This window comes from Pararhizobium sp. LjRoot238 (assembly GCF_964252955.1).
Taxonomy (GTDB): Bacteria; Pseudomonadota; Alphaproteobacteria; order Rhizobiales; family Rhizobiaceae; genus Pararhizobium.
The window spans coordinates 698,627-714,349 of the sequence record NZ_CAXUPP020000001.1; the positions used below are offsets into that span (position 1 = coordinate 698,627).

Below are 15,723 nucleotides of genomic sequence, written 5' to 3' on the forward strand. Positions count from 1 at the left end.
TCAGCATGCCGTCAGTTCTAACTTTATGGATTGATGCTCCGCGGTATGTGCCGCCGAGAGGAGAAGCCTGCAAGATGGCCGCCGCGGAGCGGAACGATCACCGGACAATCGGTTCGCCATGATAGCGGCGCTTTGACGCCTTCGACACGCCAAACCCGACTTCCATCATCAGGCGCGGGGACTGTTTTGCCAATGTTCCCATATGAAAGCCAAACGGATCTTCGACAAAACCCGAACCCGCCTTTCCGGTCAGGGTGATGGCGCTGTCCTCACCATAGAAGCCCAAGACCTCATCCGCCGGATGCCCCACGAGTAGCGTCAGTTGATGCTTCATGCGCCGGCGATTGTGGCTGCCCCGCACATAGACATGCGGGCCGGCATCGGCATCGACGTCGGAGAGGTAGAAAAAGAATTTCAACATCCGCCAATCATCGAGATCGAAATGGAACTTGAACGAGGCGCGGCTGAGATCAGCCTCGGAGGCAGACTTCGTCGGGAAGCTCCACCATGTCCGCGTCGTGATCAATTTGGCTTCGCCGCCGAGATAATGCCGTGCCACGTCGAGAAGCAATGGGTCGCGCTGCACCGCCAAAGCGGCGTCACATTGCAGGACCCGCTCGAAATGATGGCCGCTCAGTATCGTGCGGCCAAAACGCCGCTCGGCGTCTGCGTGCTCACCAGCGAGAAACTCCACCTTGCGATCGAAGTTGCCAAAACACGGTGTTTCGTGGCCGAAACGGGCGATTTCCGCCTGGATCGGCGCAGGCAGTGTGAGACCGGTAGCGATACCGGTTCGTCTGAGTTCCGCCGCGATCACTTCCGCCTGAAGGTCGCCGAACATCGAAGGCGCAGCACTTGCGCTCGATCGCACGGGTTTGGCGGTCAGCCAATGCGCCTTGCGGAACGGCATTGTCCGCGCCAGCAGAAACATTGGCAGCCAGGCGGGGTTCTCCCGCACATCCGTGAGATAGGTTGGTACACGTGCTGCCATGCGGCGGAAAACTCCGCCGCTGCGGGCAATGGTTTCCAGGTCCTGCGGTTTGGGTTTGCGTGCATCAAGCATCTGATATCCTTACATATAACAAGGTTTTTTGTGACCAATCCCTGTCCCTGATCCACCGGCCCGGCCCCAACGATAACGTCTAATTGCCTTTGCTGCAATGCAGCAAAACTAGCTTCTCCAACCGAAAACAGCATTTTGACGACCTGCGCGGCACGGCGGCACGCGCCTATATCGCGAGGCCCCGGAGCGTATCATCGCAAAAATCATCCGCCGCCCGGTAAGCCAAGCGGCCGCCACCGAAGCGATCATTCGCCGGCTCGATGAGTCAGAAAAAGAAAAGGAAGTACAAAACCGGCCGTAAAACCGGCCAAATCCAAAGGATCAAAATCGTTCTCAAAGCCCTGAAAAACAGAGTGGAGCGGGTAGCGGGAATCGAACCCGCACGATCAGCTTGGGAAGCTGACAAGCTACCACTACATCATACCCGCAACGGCTGCTAGGTTTTCACCAAGCGCTGCCGGCTGTCAAGGTGGCATCCGATTTTACGGACGCCTTTTATTCCGATCGGAAATGCTTGGAGAGCTTCAGGCCCTGCGCCTGGTAGTTGGAGCCGAGATCAAGCCCATAAAGGCCTTCCGGCTGCTCCAGCATGTACTCATAGACCAGACGGCCGACGATCTGGCCGTGCTCGAGAATGAACGGGACCTCGTGGCTGCGGACTTCGAGCACGGCGCGACTTCCCGTTCCGCCGGCAAAGGCATGGCCGAAGCCGGGATCGAAGAAGCCGGCGTAGTGGACGCGGAATTCGCCGACCAGCGGATCGAACGGCGTCATTTCGGCGGCATAGAGCGGCGGCACGTGCACCGCTTCGCGCGAGACGAGGATGTAGAACTCATCGGGATCGAGGATCAGCTCGTCGCGGCCGCGGCTATAGAGCGGCTCCCAGAAATCGAAGATGCCATGCTCGGCCTTCTTGTCGACATCGACAACGGCGGTGTGGTGCTTGCCGCGATAGCCGATCAGGCCGTCGGCGCCGGTCCCCTTGAGGTCGATCGAAAGGGCGATGCCGCCGCCGGAGACGTTCGGCTTTTCGCTTGCGACCAGCACATCGCTTTCATGCAGCGCGAGGACCTCGGCTTCACTGAGAAGCGCGTGGCCGATGCGAAAGCGGATCTGCGACAGGCGCGAGCCGCGGCGCACGATGATCGGGAAGGTGCGCGGGCTGATTTCGAGATAGAGCGGGCCGGAATATCCGGCCGGGATCTTGTCGAATTCCTGCGCCCGGTCGGTAATGACACGGGTGAAGATGTCGAGGCGGCCGGTCGAGCTCTTCGGATTGGCAGACGCCGACATGCCGGGTGGCAGGTCGAGGCTTTCCATCAGCGGCACGATATAGACGCAGCCGGTTTCGAGCACGGCCCCTTCGGAGAGATCGATGACGTGCAGTTTCAGCCGGTCAAGCTTGTCGGCCACAAGGTGGCTGGGTCCGGGCATGAAGCTGGCGCGCACGCGGAAGGCTTTCGACCCCAGACGCAGATCGAGGCTGGCCGGCTGGATCTGATCGATATCCAGCTTGCTTTCGCTCTTCAAACGCCCTTCATCAAACAACGCTGCAATCGCGCGATCGGCTAGAATGCCTGTGGCCCTCGTCATTGCTATCTTCCTTGTTGCCGAAAACGGCACGTCATAAACCAAATTGTCCCCGTGACATATCTTCTTGTTCCCGGGAATTGACGCAAGCGCGGCTAATCAGTAAATACTGACTTATCCCGTGGTGATTTGGCCGGTCGGCTTGCAGCCACGTTAAACAAGTAGCTAAAAAGGCCGGGTTCGAAACCGGCTTGCTTTTGCGGCCGGTTTTTTTGTTTGTGAAAGCGACGATCCGATGAGCAAAAACTGGCGCCCGGCAACACAGCTCGTTCATGGCGGCACGACCCGTTCGAACCACGGCGAAACCTCCGAAGCCATCTTCCTAACGCAGGGCTTCGTCTATGACAGCTCTGAAGCTGCCGAGGCGCGCTTCAAGGGCGAGACCGACGGCTTCATCTATGCCCGCTACGGCAGCCCGACCAACGACATGTTCGAACAGCGCATGTGTATGCTGGAAGGCGCCGAGGATGCGCGCGCCACGGCATCCGGCATGGCGGCGGTTTCGGCCGCCATTCTCTGCCAGCTCAAGGCCGGCGACCATATCGTCGCGGCCCGTGCCCTGTTCGGTTCCTGCCGCTGGGTGGTGGAGACACTGGCGCCCAAATACGGCATCGAATGCACGCTGATCGACGGGCGCTTCCTTGAAAACTGGGAAAAGGCGGTCAAGCCGAACACCAAGGTGTTCTTCCTCGAAAGCCCGACCAATCCGACGCTGGAAGTCGTCGATATCGCCGGCGTTGCCAAGATCGCCAATGCGATCGGCGCCAAGGTCGTTGTCGACAACGTCTTTGCGACGCCGCTCCTGCAGAAGCCGCTGGAACTCGGCGCCCACATCGTCGTCTATTCCGCCACCAAGCATATCGACGGCCAGGGCCGTTGCCTCGGCGGCGTGATCCTCTCCGACAAGGAATGGATCAACGAGCACCTGCACGACTATTTCCGCCATACCGGCCCGGCGCTGTCGCCGTTCAACGCCTGGACGCTGCTGAAGGGCATCGAGACCCTGCCGCTGCGCGTGCGCCAGCAGAGCGAGAATGCCGCGCGCGTCGCCGACTTCCTCGCCGAGCAGCCGGAGGTCGCCCGCGTGATCTATCCGGGCCGCAAGGATCATCCGCAGGCCGATATCATCTCCCGGCAGATGAAGGGCGGTTCGACACTGGTCTGCTTCGAACTGAAGGGTGGCAAGGACGCGGCCTTCGCGCTGCAGAATGCGCTGGATATCGTGCTGATCTCCAACAATCTCGGCGACAGTAAGAGCCTGATCACCCATCCGGCGACGACGACGCACAAGAACCTGTCGGACGAAGCCCGCACTGAGCTCGGCATTTCGCCCGGCACCGTGCGCTTCTCGGCCGGCATCGAAGACAGCGAGGACCTGATCGAGGATTTCGCCCGCGCGCTGAAATCCGTAAAGGCCTGATTTTCAGCTTTTGTTTCGAACGCCCGTGTCCAGCCGGATGCGGGCGTTTTTCTATGCCTGTGTTTCAGCCTTGAAGCTCGCCCGCGCCAGCATGATGCGCGACAGCGCCGTGTAGAAGCAGATAAGCGCAAAAACGACGGCGATCTCCGAAAACCAATGCGGGAACAGGCAGAAGGCCAGGAAGACGGCGATCGTTTCCGTTGCCTCGGCGAGGCCGGTGGTGAAATAGAGCGACTTCATGCCCCGCGCATCCGTCGCGAGGCCGCGCTTCTCGGCTATGACGGCGAAAGCGAGAAAGCTCGCACCATTGATATAGAAAGAGAGAAGAAGCAGCCCGCCTGCAGCGCCGTTTTCATAGGGATCGGCCAGGATAAAGGCGAAGGGGATGAGGCCGTAAAAGGCGAAATCGAGCACGATATCGAGGAAGCCGCCGAAATCCGTGTTCCTAGTCGCGCGCGCGACGGCGCCGTCCAATCCATCACAGAGCCGGCTTGCGCCGATCAGAATAAAAGCCCAGGCGAAAGCGTCGAGAACGATGGCAATGGCGGCGGCCAATCCGAGCAGAAAGCCCGTGATCGTGATCGTGTTCGCGCTGATGCCGCGGCGAACCAAAGCCCGGCCGGCGCGATCGAGCCAGGGATCAAGCCGTTTCCTGAAGTGACCGTCGAGCATGCTGTGCCCTATCCTAACAGTTTACGCTGTCCATTATTCTTGACGAAACCATCTTGCTGTAGAATATCGCCCATAGACTTGAAAAGGGTTTGCATATGTACCGCGCGCTAACTCGCGATATCGAGGTGACCGTTGAGCCTTATTATCTGGAGGAGCAGTCCGATCCGGAGGACAGCCGTTATGTCTGGGGCTACCGCATCCTGATCTCCAACCTTTCGGGCAAGACCGTGCGGCTGATGACGCGCTACTGGCATATCACCGACGAAAACGGCCAGGTGGATGAAGTCAATGGGCCGGGCGTCATCGGCGAGCAGCCGGTTCTCAATCCCGGCGATACCTATGAATATTCGTCAGGCTGCCCGCTCGATACACCTTCAGGCGTGATGTTCGGCCATTATTCGATGGAAACACCGGAGGGCGATACCTTCACAGTCGATATTCCCGCCTTCTCGCTGGATTCACCGGGCCAGCCTCGGACGTTGAATTAGAGCCCATCGCGTCAAAACCGATTCACGCGATGCGCTTATCTTATGACTTTTCCCTGTTTTGAGGCCACAGTGGTTTGCCGCCTGCCGGTGTTCGCCCCCCCCCCGCAGGCGGGAGGGGATGAATCGAGGATGCGCCGCAAGGGTTACGACAGCGATGCCATCGAGTGTCCCTATTTTTCTCCCGGTGGCCGATACGTGATCGACGATGCCTTTTGCATGGCTGCGAGCGTCTCCTCAACGGTCAGCAAGACAGTCGTCTGGAAGGAACTCAGCGCTCCGCCAGCGCTGATCGCGATCGCCGTGGCTGCCATCGAGACGTTATCTGGAGCCTCCCACAAGTTATATGCATCGTGATCGCCGAAGGCATACCAGAAACCGTGCATCTTTCCGCCGACCGCCTCGATGTACTGCTTGGCTGCCACTCGGCGGTCCTCGGGGTTCTTGATGAGCTTGGCCCATGTCGCTGGCGTATAACTGAACCTGGTCAGGTATAAAGGCATCGGATCTTCCTCCTGCGCATTCATCCCGCCGGCGGTCAAAGTGTGCCGGATCAGATGTCCCGAGTATGTCCCTCGCGTGTCTGCGCGGCAAGACCCGTCCGAGACTAGAGCATCCGTCTTGGTCAAGGGCTGGTTGGGTGGTTTGACCGGTACGCTCCAGCGGCGCCGGACCGACCAGCGTCGCGCCATCGACCCGTCAGGGTCAATTTGTCCACACGGCCTCGCTGCAGCTTTTTTACTGCGGCCGCACTTCCGTTGCCTCGAAACGATAGGTCGTCGAGCAGAACTCGCAGGTGACCGAAACCATTCCGTCCTCCACCGCGTGATCAAGATCCTCCTCGCTGAGACTTGCAAGCACGTCGCGGAGCTTCTCGCGTGAACAGCTGCACTTGTCGTAAACCGCCTGGGGCGGATAGACCTTGACGCCGCGCTCATGGAACAGCCGGTAGAGCAGACGTTCGGTGCCGACCGTCGGATCCGTCAGTTCGTCGGCGTCGATGGTCTGGACCATGACGCTCGCTTCATTCCAGAGATGATCGACCTCGAAGGCATTCTCGCCGTCATCACCGTCACCACCGTGCAGATCCGCCTGGCGCATGCGCTCCGGTGCTTCCGGCAGGAACTGCGCAACCATGCCGCCTGCCCGCCAGCGATGCCGCGGCTTGCCGTTCTCGTCGCGGTCGAGCAATTCGGCGACGCCGAGGCGCACCTTGGTCGGGATTTGCTCCGACTGGCGGAAATAGACGCCGGCGATCTCCTCCAGCGAGGCGCCATCGAGCGGCACGATGCCCTGATAACGCTGGGTATGCGCACCCTGGTCGATGGTGAAGGCGAGAATGCCTTCACCCAGCAGATGCTCCGGCTTGGTGAGGCCATTCTCTTCGGCGAGCGAAAGGGCTTCCTCGTTGTAGCGGGCATAGGCGCGCACCCGGTCCGGCGTCGAGAAATCGGCGACGACCAGATCGACAGGACCGTTGCTTTTCGTCTGGACGATCAGCTTGCCCTCGAATTTCAGCGAGGTCCCGAGGAGGACCGTCAGCACCACCGTTTCGGCAACGAGACGGGCAACCGGCAGCGGATAATTGTGGCGTTCGAGAATGGCGTCGAGCATCGGGCCGAGCTGGACGGCACGGCCGCGCACGTCGAGGTCTTCCACCTGAAATGGCACGACATGATCGTCGCCGGCGAAATCGATCTGGCCGAGGCCAGGTATGGTTTCCGTCATCACTCTGCTCCTTAGCCCTCAGTCATCGACAAGCCGCAAAGGCCGGAACCTTTGGCGACGCGGTGCCCGGTGCTCTTATTGATCCTGCGCAGGTCCGTTTTGTCCAGATCGTCACTGAAAAAACGGCTGCTTGCCCTTCTCGCCCCCGCTGCGGACAGCGGAACGGATGGTTGGATGTTCTGAACGCGAATGACCGGCACAGGAGGCTGAGCTACCCGCCGGTCATCCAATTGCAGCATAGATCGTGTGCCGCGGTCCGGTTTTCAATATGCGCGGTGAAGCGCTCGTTAAAGCGCGCCGAGGCACCAGGCGAGAACCGATTTCTGCGCATGCAGGCGGTTTTCCGCCTCGTCGAACACGACCGACTGCTTGCCGTCGATCACTTCGTCCGTCACCTCCTCGCCGCGATGGGCGGGCAGGCAATGCATGAACAGCGCGTCCTTGTCGGCCTTCGCCATCAGTTCCGCGTTGACCTGGAACGGCTGGAAGACATTGTGGCCGCGCGCGCGGTGCTCCTGGTTCATCGACACCCAGGTATCGGTCACCACGCAATGGGCGCCTACAACCGCCTGATCGGCGTCGTGATAGAGCTTGATGTCGCCGCCATTGTCGCGGGCCCAGTTGAGGATCTTGTCGTCCGGCTCGGAGCCAAGCGGAACGGCCATGTTCATTCGATAGCCAAAACGGGCCGAACCCTCGACGAAGGAATGCAACACGTTATTGCCGTCACCGGTCCAGGCAATGGTCTTGCCCTTCACCGGGCCTGCATGTTCCTCGAAGGTCATGATGTCGGCCATGATCTGGCAGGGATGCGTCGTGTCCGTGAGGCCGTTGATGACCGGCACGGTCGCATGCTCGGCAAGCTCCAGCAGGCGCGTGTGATCGGTCGTGCGGATCATGATGGCATCGACATAGCGCGACAGCACCTTGGCCGTATCGCCGATGGTTTCGGCGCGGCCGAGCTGCATCTCGGTGCCGGAGAGAAACAGCGTCTCGCCGCCGAGTTGGCGCATGCCGACATCGAAGGACACGCGCGTGCGGGTCGATGGTTTCTCGAAGATCATTGCCAGCATCTTGCCGTCGAGCGGCTTTTCCGCCGTGCCGGCCTTGGTGGCTGCCTTGCGGACGCGGGCGTCGTCGATGATCGTCCGGAGGTCGCCTGCCGTCATGGCAGAAAGATCGAGAAAGTGTCTGGCCATTCTATTCAAAGTCCTGTGTTTTCAGCATGGGAAGGGAAACGTCGTTCAGGCCGAGGCCTTTCGTCGTTCCACTGTCAGCTGTTCGGCCGCGCGCTCAAACCGCGCCAGGCCTTCGCGGGCCTCCTCGGCCGTCGTCACCAGCGGCGGCAGCAGGCGGATGACATTTTCACCCGCAGGCACGGCCAGAAGCCGCTCGGCGCGGATCGCCTTGAGCAGGTCTGCGGACGGCACCTTGGCCTTGATGCCGAGCATCAGGCCTTCGCCCCGGATTTCCTCGATAATATCGGGGAAACGATCGGCAAGCGAGGCGAGGCCCTGGCGGAAAACCAGCGCCACATCGCGGACATGCTGCAGGAAACCATCGGCCAGAACGATATCGAGAACGGCATTGCCGACGGCCATCGCCAGCGGATTGCCGCCATAGGTCGATCCATGCGTTCCGGCGACCATGCCGGAAGCCGCATCCGCTGTCGCAAGGCAGGCGCCGAGCGGGAAGCCGCCGCCGATGCCCTTGGCGACGGCCATGATGTCGGGCGTGAGGCCTGCCCATTCATAGGCAAACAGCTTACCGGTCCGGCCGATGCCGCATTGAACCTCGTCGAGGATCAGAAGCAGGCCGTATTCGTCGCAGAGGGAGCGCAACTCCTGCAGGAATTCCTTGGAAACCGTGCGGATACCGCCTTCGCCCTGGATCGGCTCGATCAGGATCGCGGCGGTTTCCTCCGTGATGGCAGCCTTGAGCGCCGCCATGTCGTTGAAAGGAACCTGGTAGAAGCCCGGAGCCTTCGGGCCGAAGCCTTCGAGATACTTTGCCTGGCCGCCGGCGGCGATGGTCGCGAGCGTCCGGCCATGGAAAGCGCCTTCGAAGGTGATGATGTGGAACTTTTCCGGGTGTCCTTTGGAAAAGTGATAGCGCCGCGCCGTCTTGATGGCGCATTCGAGCGCTTCCGCACCGGAATTGGTGAAGAACACCTTGTCGGCGAAGGTCGCCTCCGTCAGGCGGCGGCTGAGGCTCTCCTGGCCGGGAACTTCATACAGATTGGAGAGATGCCAGACCTTGTCGGCCTGCTCCTTCAGCGCTGAAACGAGGTGCGGATGGGCATGGCCGAGCGAATTGACCGCCACGCCGGCGGCGAAATCGAGATAGCGCGTACCGTCCTCCGCAACCAGCCAGACGCCTTCGCCGCGCTCGAACCGCAAGGGGGCGCGGGCATATGTGTCATAAAGCGGCGTGGCATCGGCCATGGCGCATGTCTCCTCAATCATCGCGGTGATTGTTTCGGTCAGCTTCTACGCTGGACTGTGGCCAGCCCTTAAAAAATCAAAATGCCGCCTCGCGGCGGCGAAATCACTATCTTCATTTCGCACCGCAATGTCAACAAAAGCCCGTGATTTGCGGCAAATCGCGCCAGTGTCGCGACATCGATTTTTTCGAACGGCACTCTTGCAAAAATGCCACGCATGCCAAGCAAGTTGGGGAAAACTCGAAAATCGATTCGCTCGGATTCCGGGGACTCTTGTCAGCGAGTCCCCCTACCTCTACCTTAACAAACAATTACTAGAACGCATGCGGCGGACCTAGTCACCAAAAGAGTTATCGCGTTTCAGCCTCGGAGTCTGTCCGGGGTACGGTGGAGGATTCGACCATCACCAACGCTGTGAATGGAGAGAAGACCATGAACTGGACTGACGAGCGGGTCGAGAAACTCAAGAAGTTGTGGTCAGAAGGATTGAGCGCGAGCCAGATCGCCGCGCAGCTCGGCGGCGTCAGCCGAAACGCGGTTATCGGCAAGGTCCACCGGCTTTGCCTGCCTGGCCGTGCCAAGGCCGGCGGCAGCACGGCGACCACCGCCCGCGCCAAGCGTCCGGCAACATCTGCGCCGCGCGCGCCGAATTACGCCGCGCGCATCACCACCCGCACCGTGACACGCACCACCGGTGCCACTGTCATGAAGGAAGAGGTGGAAATCGACGCCATCGAGGATCAGGACGTCGCACCGGCCGGCAACGTGGTCGTGCCGATGTCACGCCGTCTGGCGCTGACGCAGCTCACCGACCGCACCTGCAAATGGCCGATCGGCGATCCGATGAAGGAAGAATTCCATTTCTGCGGCAACGACTCGCCCGACACCTCGCCCTACTGCACCTTCCACGCAAAGCTGGCCTACCAGCCTTCCGCAGAACGCCGCCGGGCTCGCTGAAGGTCGCGGACTACCGAACATGAAAAAGGGGCCGGCCGGCCCCTTTTTCATGTTCGTGTGTCACTCACTATGCAATCAGCTCTCCAGGGAATAGCCCGCGCCGCGCACGGTGCGGATCACATCCTGCATGTTGGAGAAGTTCAACGCCTTGCGCAGGCGACCGACGTGAACGTCGACAGTGCGCTCGTCGACATAGATGTCGTGGCCCCAGACGCCGTCCAGCAGTTGCGAGCGCGAAAAGACCCGACCGGGCGAGGCCATGAAGAATTCCAACAGCCGAAACTCGGTTGGGCCCAGACGAACCTCGCGGGTCTTGCGGTGGACGCGGTGGGTTTCGCGGTCGAGTTCGATATCGCCGCATTTCAGCAGCGTCGACAGCACCTCCGGCTTGGCGCGCCGCAGCATCGCCTTCACCCGCGCCATCAGCTCCGGCGTCGAGAACGGCTTCACCACATAGTCGTCGGCGCCGGTGGAAAGGCCGCGTACCCGCTCGCTCTCTTCACCGCGCGCCGTCAGCATGATGATCGGCAGGCGCTCGGTTTCGGAACGCTGGCGAAGCCTGCGGCACAGTTCGATGCCAGAAACGCCCGGCAGCATCCAATCGAGGATCAAGAGGTCCGGCAGGCGCTCCTGGAGGCGAATTTCCGCTTCGTCGCCGCGGTTGATCGTATCGACTTCAAACCCTTCGGCCTCAAGATTGTAACGCAGGAGAACGCTCAGCGCCTCCTCGTCTTCGACAACGGCAATTCTTGGTAGCATGCGGTCTCAACTCCTTGACGCCTTGCCCTCAATGCAAGGGGCTCGCCCGGCGGCCCGAAGGCCGTTCGAGCAGTCAAATGTTAGATTTCACTTACTTACGTTTGATCCGGCGTGGCAGATCAATTGCCGATCGCGCCGACGGTGTTGGCAGTATCGTCCTTCGGGCGTTCCCCTGCCGGCTGGGAGCCGGTCGCCATGTAATAGATCGTCTCGGCGATGTTTGTCGCGTGGTCGCCGATGCGCTCGATATTCTTGGCGCAGAACAGAAGATGCGTGCACGGCGTGATGTTGCGCGGATCTTCCATCATGTAGGTCAGGAGCTCGCGAAACAGCGATGTGTAGATCGCATCGATTTCGTTGTCCCTCTCGCGAATGCTGTTGGCCTTTTCCGGCGAACGCGACGCATAGACGTCGAGCACTTCCTTGAGTTGCATCAGCGCGAGTTCCGCCAAGTGCTCGAGCCCGCGAGCCAGCTGACGCGGCAGGCTGGCGCTCGAAACGGCGATCACCCGCTTAGCCGTGTTCTTCCCGAGATCGCCGACGCGCTCGAGATCGGCAGCAATACGGATGGAGCCCATGATTTCGCGCAGGTCAGCTGCCATCGGCTGGCGCTTGGCGATGGTGACGATCGCCTTCTCGCCGATCTGGCGTTCGGCCTCATCCATGATGGCGTCGTCGGAGATGACCTTCTGAGCAAGCGCGAGGTCGGCATTGACCAGTGCCCGCACGGATTCGGCGACCATCTGCTCGGCAAGGCCGCCCATCTCGGAGATGCGCCGGTTCAGGTATTTGAGATCTTCGTCGTAGACGGAAGCAATGTGCGTGGACATGATCGTTTTTCCTTGCGTCACAATCCGGTTTCAAGGGCGCCGCCGTCCCCCTAATTGGGAACGGCAAGACATATCGTCAGCCGAAGCGGCCCATGATGTAGTCCTGGGTGCGCTGGTCATCCGGATTGGTGAACATCTTGTCGGTGTCGTTTTCCTCGACGAGATTGCCGAGATGGAACATGGCAGTGCGTTGCGAAACGCGCGCTGCCTGCTGCATCGAGTGGGTTACGATGACGATGGTGAAGTTGGTGCGCAGTTCGTGGATCAGTTCCTCGACCTTGGCGGTCGCGATCGGGTCCAGAGCCGAGCAGGGCTCGTCCATCAGGATGACTTCCGGGCTGACGGCAACGGCGCGCGCAATGCACAAGCGCTGCTGCTGACCACCGGAGAGACCGGTGCCCGGCTCATGCAGACGATCCTTCACCTCGTTCCAGAGACCTGCCTTGTGCAGGCTGGTTTCGACGATCTGGTCGAATTCAGCCTTGGAGCGTGCCAGGCCATGGATTTTCGGGCCGTAGGAGACATTCTCGTAGATCGACTTCGGGAAGGGGTTCGGCTTCTGGAACACCATGCCGACACGCGCCCGCAGTTCAACCACGTCGATGTCCGGATCGTAGATATCCTCCTCGTCGAGCGTGATCTTGCCGGTGACCCGGCAGTTGTCGATCGTATCGTTCATGCGGTTCAAGGTGCGCAGGAAGGTCGACTTGCCGCAGCCGGACGGGCCGATCAGAGCCGTGACCGTATTTTCACGAACGTTGAGGTTCACGTCGAAAAGGGCGCGCTTCTCGCCGTAATAGACCGAAACGTCCTTGCCGATCATCTTGAAGGGAACAGTGTTCATTTTCTGATCCAGCGCCTTTTCAACTGCTGCTTCTGACATCATGTTCATGTTCTTACCTCACTACCAGCGACGCTCAAAGCGACGCCGCAACAGGATTGCGCCAAGGTTCATGACCACGAGGAAAATCAACAGAATGATGATCGCGCCCGAGGTCCGTTCGACAAATGCACGTTCGGCTTCGTTGGCCCACATGTAGATCTGCACAGGCAACGCGGTAGACGGTTCCATCGGCGAACCGGGAAAATCGACAACGAAGGCCACCATGCCGATCAGCAGCAGCGGCGCGGTTTCGCCAAGCGCGTGCGCAAGACCGATGATCGTGCCGGTCAGAACGCCTGGCATGGCGAGCGGCAACACGTGGTGGAAGATGGTCTGCATCTTCGACGCGCCAAGGCCGAGGGCCGCCGCGCGGATCGATGGCGGGACGGCCTTCAGCGCCGCACGGGTGGCGATGATGATCGTCGGCAGGGTCATCAGCGTCAGCACCAGGCCGCCCACCACCGCTGCCGAGCGCGGCATTCCGGCGAAGTTGATGAAAATCGACAGGCCAAGCAGACCGTAGACAATCGACGGGACGGCGGCGAGATTGTTGATGTTGACCTCGATGAGGTCCGTCAGCCGGTTCTTCGGCGCGAACTCTTCGAGGTAGATGGACGCGGCGACGCCGATCGGCAGCGCCAAGGCAAGCACGATCAGCATCATGTAGAGCGAGCCGAGGGCTGCCACACCGATGCCTGCCGCTTCCGGGCGGCTGGAGGCGCCGAAGGTGAAGATGCCGGTGTTGAAGTCCTTCGTCAGGGCACCGCTATCGGCGAGCGTCTTCATCCAGGCGATCTGCTGGTCCTTTACCTTGCGCTTGGCCTCCTCGACAGTCAGGTCGATCTGGCCCTTGTTGGCCGAGTCGATATTGCCTTCCGCTAAAAGCGACACGTTGATGGTCGTGCCGATCACCGAAGGATTGGCGACCACAATGTCACGGAGTTGAGTACGGGCGCTCGCCGAAACCATGTCCGTCGCCTGCTTGACGAGCGGACGGCTCTTCGGGTCGATGCCGAGCGCCTTGACGAGAGCGTCTCGCACCAGCAGCGGATAGTTGGCCGTCATCAGCTTGGCCGGATTTGTCGCACGCTCGTTCTTCGGATCGATGACCTTTTCAGCAAACTCGATCGGCAGCGTGATCGTCGTCTGCTGGAAGGCCGTGTAGCCGTTCGAAATGACTGTCCAGAGAAGGACGAACAGGAAGAACAGGCCGGTGAGGATCGCCGCCATGCCATAGGCACGGAAACGGCGTTCGGCGGCATAGCGGCGCTTGATGCCGATATCGCGTCTGGCTACAGCGGGGCGCACGAAGGCGGGGGACGAAGAGGAAACGATCTCGGTCATTCGTACTGTTCCCGATATTTGCGCACGATGTAGAGTGCATAGATGTTGAGGCAGAGCGTGATGCAGAACAGCGTGATCCCAAGCGCGAAAGCCACCAGTGTCTGCGGCGAGTTGAACTCAAGGTCGCCGGTCAGCTGATTGACGATCTTGACGGTCACCGTCGTCATCGCCTCGAAGGGATTGAGCTGCATGCGCGCGGCAACACCGGCCGCAAGCACCACGATCATGGTTTCACCGACGGCGCGCGATGCGGTGAGGAGCAGCGCGCCGACGATGCCCGGGAGCGCTGCCGGCAGAACGACCTTCTTGATCGTCTCCGACCGGGTCGCGCCCAGCCCGAGCGAGCCGTCGCGCAGGGCACGCGGCACCTGGGTGATGATGTCGTCGGACAGCGAGGACACGAACGGAATCAGCATGATGCCCATGACGATACCCGCCGTCAGAACGCTCTGCGCCTGAATGAAGGAGACGTAGTTGCCGGTGACGAGACCGTTCAGCTGGGCGGAAATATCGCGCAGGAACGGGCCGACCGTGACGAGGGCGAAGAAGCCGTAGACGATGGTCGGGATGCCGGCAAGGATTTCGAGCAGAGGCTTCGCCGTCGAGCGGATCGCCGGCCGTGCATATTCGGACATATAGATCGCCGCGAAGAGGCCGATCGGCACGGCAAAGAGCATGGCGACGAAAGCGATATAGAGCGTGCCTGCGAGGAGCGGCAAGAGGCCGAACTGGCCCTGCGTCGCCTCGCTGCCGGCGGCGGCGAAACGCGGATCCCAGACGGTGCCGAAGAAGAAGCTGACCGCTGAAACCGAATTGAAGAAGCGGATCGCTTCCGACAGCATCGAGCCGACGATACCGATCGTCGTCAGGATCGCGATGGATGAGGCAAGCATCAGGGTGCCGAGCATGACGCGCTCGACCTGGTTGCGAGCGCGGAAGGGGGCAGAGATGCCGCGCAGCGCGAAGATGGCGCCGGCAACCGAGATCAGGAGAACCACGACTGCCATGACGATGCGGCTTGTCGAGGTCATTGCATTGAACTGGGCGGCGGATTTGATCATGTAGGATTCGCCGTTGCCAGCAAGTGGAACACCGTTTGCGGCCAGCACGTCGCGCAGATCGGCGGAGCCGTTGTTAAGCGCGGCCAGTTCCGCGTCATCCAGCAGCTTCAAACCGTTGGCGACGGACTTCACCTGGCCAAGCGCGAGTTCGGTGGTCGCCGCGCCCTGGCTGAGCACCGCTTCCGGAAGGGCGCCGCGCACGCTGCCGTCGATATAGGCGGGTGCCGAAATTGCCCAGACGCCAAGAACGAACGCCGCCGGGATGATCGCACAGATGGCCGCGTAGGTACCGTGATATCCGGGGAGGGAATGGAGGACCGAAAGCTTGCCGTTCGAGGTGGCAATTGCCCGGGAGCGTCCGGCGAAATAGGCCGCAAAGCCGACAATCAAAACAAGCAAAAATATAAGTGATGTGTTCATCGACATGTCCCCCCCGGCCTTAAATCATTGAAAGCCGGTAAATCCGAACTCGGGAGGTCCGGCACGGC

15 protein-coding genes, 1 tRNA gene and 1 riboswitch are annotated in these 15,723 nt (G+C 60.7%); of the genes, 3 read left to right on the top strand and 13 right to left on the bottom strand.

The annotated features are described in order from the left end of the window. Nucleotides 1-97: 97 nt before the first annotated feature. The 3 genes from ACSQ3F_RS03565 to ACSQ3F_RS03575 all read right to left on the bottom strand — a co-directional run bounded on the left by ACSQ3F_RS03565 (nt 98) and on the right by ACSQ3F_RS03575 (nt 2,656). The gene (locus ACSQ3F_RS03565; RefSeq protein ID WP_436098960.1) at nt 98-1,063 is read right to left on the bottom strand and encodes a hypothetical protein; all 966 of its coding nucleotides are present in this window, start codon (nt 1,061-1,063) and stop codon (nt 98-100) included. A gap of 354 nt (nt 1,064-1,417) precedes the next feature. Beyond that, a tRNA-Gly gene (locus tag ACSQ3F_RS03570) sits at nt 1,418-1,491 on the bottom strand. A 67-nt stretch (nt 1,492-1,558) separates the two neighbouring features. Next, nucleotides 1,559-2,656: a 2'-deoxycytidine 5'-triphosphate deaminase gene (locus tag ACSQ3F_RS03575; protein ID WP_436098961.1), complete on the bottom strand. Its 1,098-nt coding sequence runs from the start codon at nt 2,654-2,656 to the stop codon at nt 1,559-1,561. A 108-nt stretch (nt 2,657-2,764) separates the two neighbouring features. Then, nucleotides 2,765-2,843: riboswitch (SAM riboswitch) on the top strand. 45 nt (nt 2,844-2,888) lie between these two features. Between ACSQ3F_RS03575 and ACSQ3F_RS03580 the strand changes: the two genes are divergently transcribed. Continuing rightward, nucleotides 2,889-4,073: an O-succinylhomoserine sulfhydrylase gene (locus tag ACSQ3F_RS03580; protein WP_436098962.1), complete on the top strand. Its 1,185-nt coding sequence runs from the start codon at nt 2,889-2,891 to the stop codon at nt 4,071-4,073. A 51-nt stretch (nt 4,074-4,124) separates the two neighbouring features. Here ACSQ3F_RS03580 and ACSQ3F_RS03585 read toward each other — a convergent pair whose 3' ends face one another. Next, nucleotides 4,125-4,745 (bottom strand): CDP-alcohol phosphatidyltransferase family protein, encoded by a 621-nt coding sequence (locus tag ACSQ3F_RS03585; protein ID WP_436098963.1) that lies wholly within the window; start codon nt 4,743-4,745, stop codon nt 4,125-4,127. A gap of 95 nt (nt 4,746-4,840) precedes the next feature. Between ACSQ3F_RS03585 and apaG the strand changes: the two genes are divergently transcribed. Further along, on the top strand, nt 4,841-5,233 hold the full coding sequence (gene apaG / locus ACSQ3F_RS03590) for a Co2+/Mg2+ efflux protein ApaG (protein WP_436098964.1): 393 nt from the start codon (nt 4,841-4,843) through the stop codon (nt 5,231-5,233). A 170-nt stretch (nt 5,234-5,403) separates the two neighbouring features. Here the strand turns inward: apaG and ACSQ3F_RS03595 are convergent, their stop codons facing one another. From ACSQ3F_RS03595 to ACSQ3F_RS03610, 4 genes are all read right to left on the bottom strand, one after another. Continuing rightward, entirely contained in the window at nt 5,404-5,733 is a 330-nt protein-coding gene (locus ACSQ3F_RS03595; protein WP_436102023.1) for a GYD domain-containing protein, read from the bottom strand. A gap of 235 nt (nt 5,734-5,968) precedes the next feature. Continuing rightward, nucleotides 5,969-6,958 carry an Hsp33 family molecular chaperone gene (locus ACSQ3F_RS03600; RefSeq protein ID WP_436098965.1) on the bottom strand — a complete coding sequence of 330 codons (990 nt, stop codon included), beginning with the start codon at nt 6,956-6,958 and terminating at the stop codon, nt 5,969-5,971. Nucleotides 6,959-7,245: 287 nt separating this feature from the next. After that, nucleotides 7,246-8,157: an ornithine carbamoyltransferase gene (gene argF / locus ACSQ3F_RS03605; protein WP_436098966.1), complete on the bottom strand. Its 912-nt coding sequence runs from the start codon at nt 8,155-8,157 to the stop codon at nt 7,246-7,248. A 45-nt stretch (nt 8,158-8,202) separates the two neighbouring features. Further along, complete coding sequence (locus ACSQ3F_RS03610) at nt 8,203-9,402, bottom strand: aspartate aminotransferase family protein (protein ID WP_436098967.1); 1,200 nt, start codon at nt 9,400-9,402, stop codon at nt 8,203-8,205. A 431-nt stretch (nt 9,403-9,833) separates the two neighbouring features. Between ACSQ3F_RS03610 and ACSQ3F_RS03615 the strand changes: the two genes are divergently transcribed. Next, the gene (locus ACSQ3F_RS03615) at nt 9,834-10,358 is read left to right on the top strand and encodes a GcrA family cell cycle regulator (RefSeq protein ID WP_436098968.1); all 525 of its coding nucleotides are present in this window, start codon (nt 9,834-9,836) and stop codon (nt 10,356-10,358) included. A gap of 75 nt (nt 10,359-10,433) precedes the next feature. On the opposite strand, the gene phoB is transcribed toward ACSQ3F_RS03615, so the two are convergent. From phoB to pstC, 5 genes are all read right to left on the bottom strand, one after another. Continuing rightward, nucleotides 10,434-11,117 carry a phosphate regulon transcriptional regulator PhoB gene (phoB, locus tag ACSQ3F_RS03620; RefSeq protein WP_436098969.1) on the bottom strand — a complete coding sequence of 228 codons (684 nt, stop codon included), beginning with the start codon at nt 11,115-11,117 and terminating at the stop codon, nt 10,434-10,436. A gap of 119 nt (nt 11,118-11,236) precedes the next feature. Beyond that, nucleotides 11,237-11,947, bottom strand: a complete 711-nt coding sequence (phoU, locus tag ACSQ3F_RS03625) for a phosphate signaling complex protein PhoU (RefSeq protein WP_436098970.1) — start codon at nt 11,945-11,947, stop codon at nt 11,237-11,239. Between the two features lie 76 nt (nt 11,948-12,023). Further along, nucleotides 12,024-12,839, bottom strand: coding sequence for a phosphate ABC transporter ATP-binding protein PstB (pstB, locus tag ACSQ3F_RS03630; protein ID WP_436098971.1), 816 nt, complete (start codon nt 12,837-12,839; stop codon nt 12,024-12,026). A 12-nt stretch (nt 12,840-12,851) separates the two neighbouring features. Next, nucleotides 12,852-14,174 carry a phosphate ABC transporter permease PstA gene (gene pstA, locus ACSQ3F_RS03635; protein ID WP_436098972.1) on the bottom strand — a complete coding sequence of 441 codons (1,323 nt, stop codon included), beginning with the start codon at nt 14,172-14,174 and terminating at the stop codon, nt 12,852-12,854. Continuing rightward, nucleotides 14,171-15,655 (bottom strand): phosphate ABC transporter permease subunit PstC, encoded by a 1,485-nt coding sequence (pstC, locus tag ACSQ3F_RS03640; RefSeq protein WP_436098973.1) that lies wholly within the window; start codon nt 15,653-15,655, stop codon nt 14,171-14,173. Before pstC ends, pstA begins: the two co-directional genes overlap by 4 nt. Between the last annotated feature and the right edge of the window lie 68 nt (nt 15,656-15,723).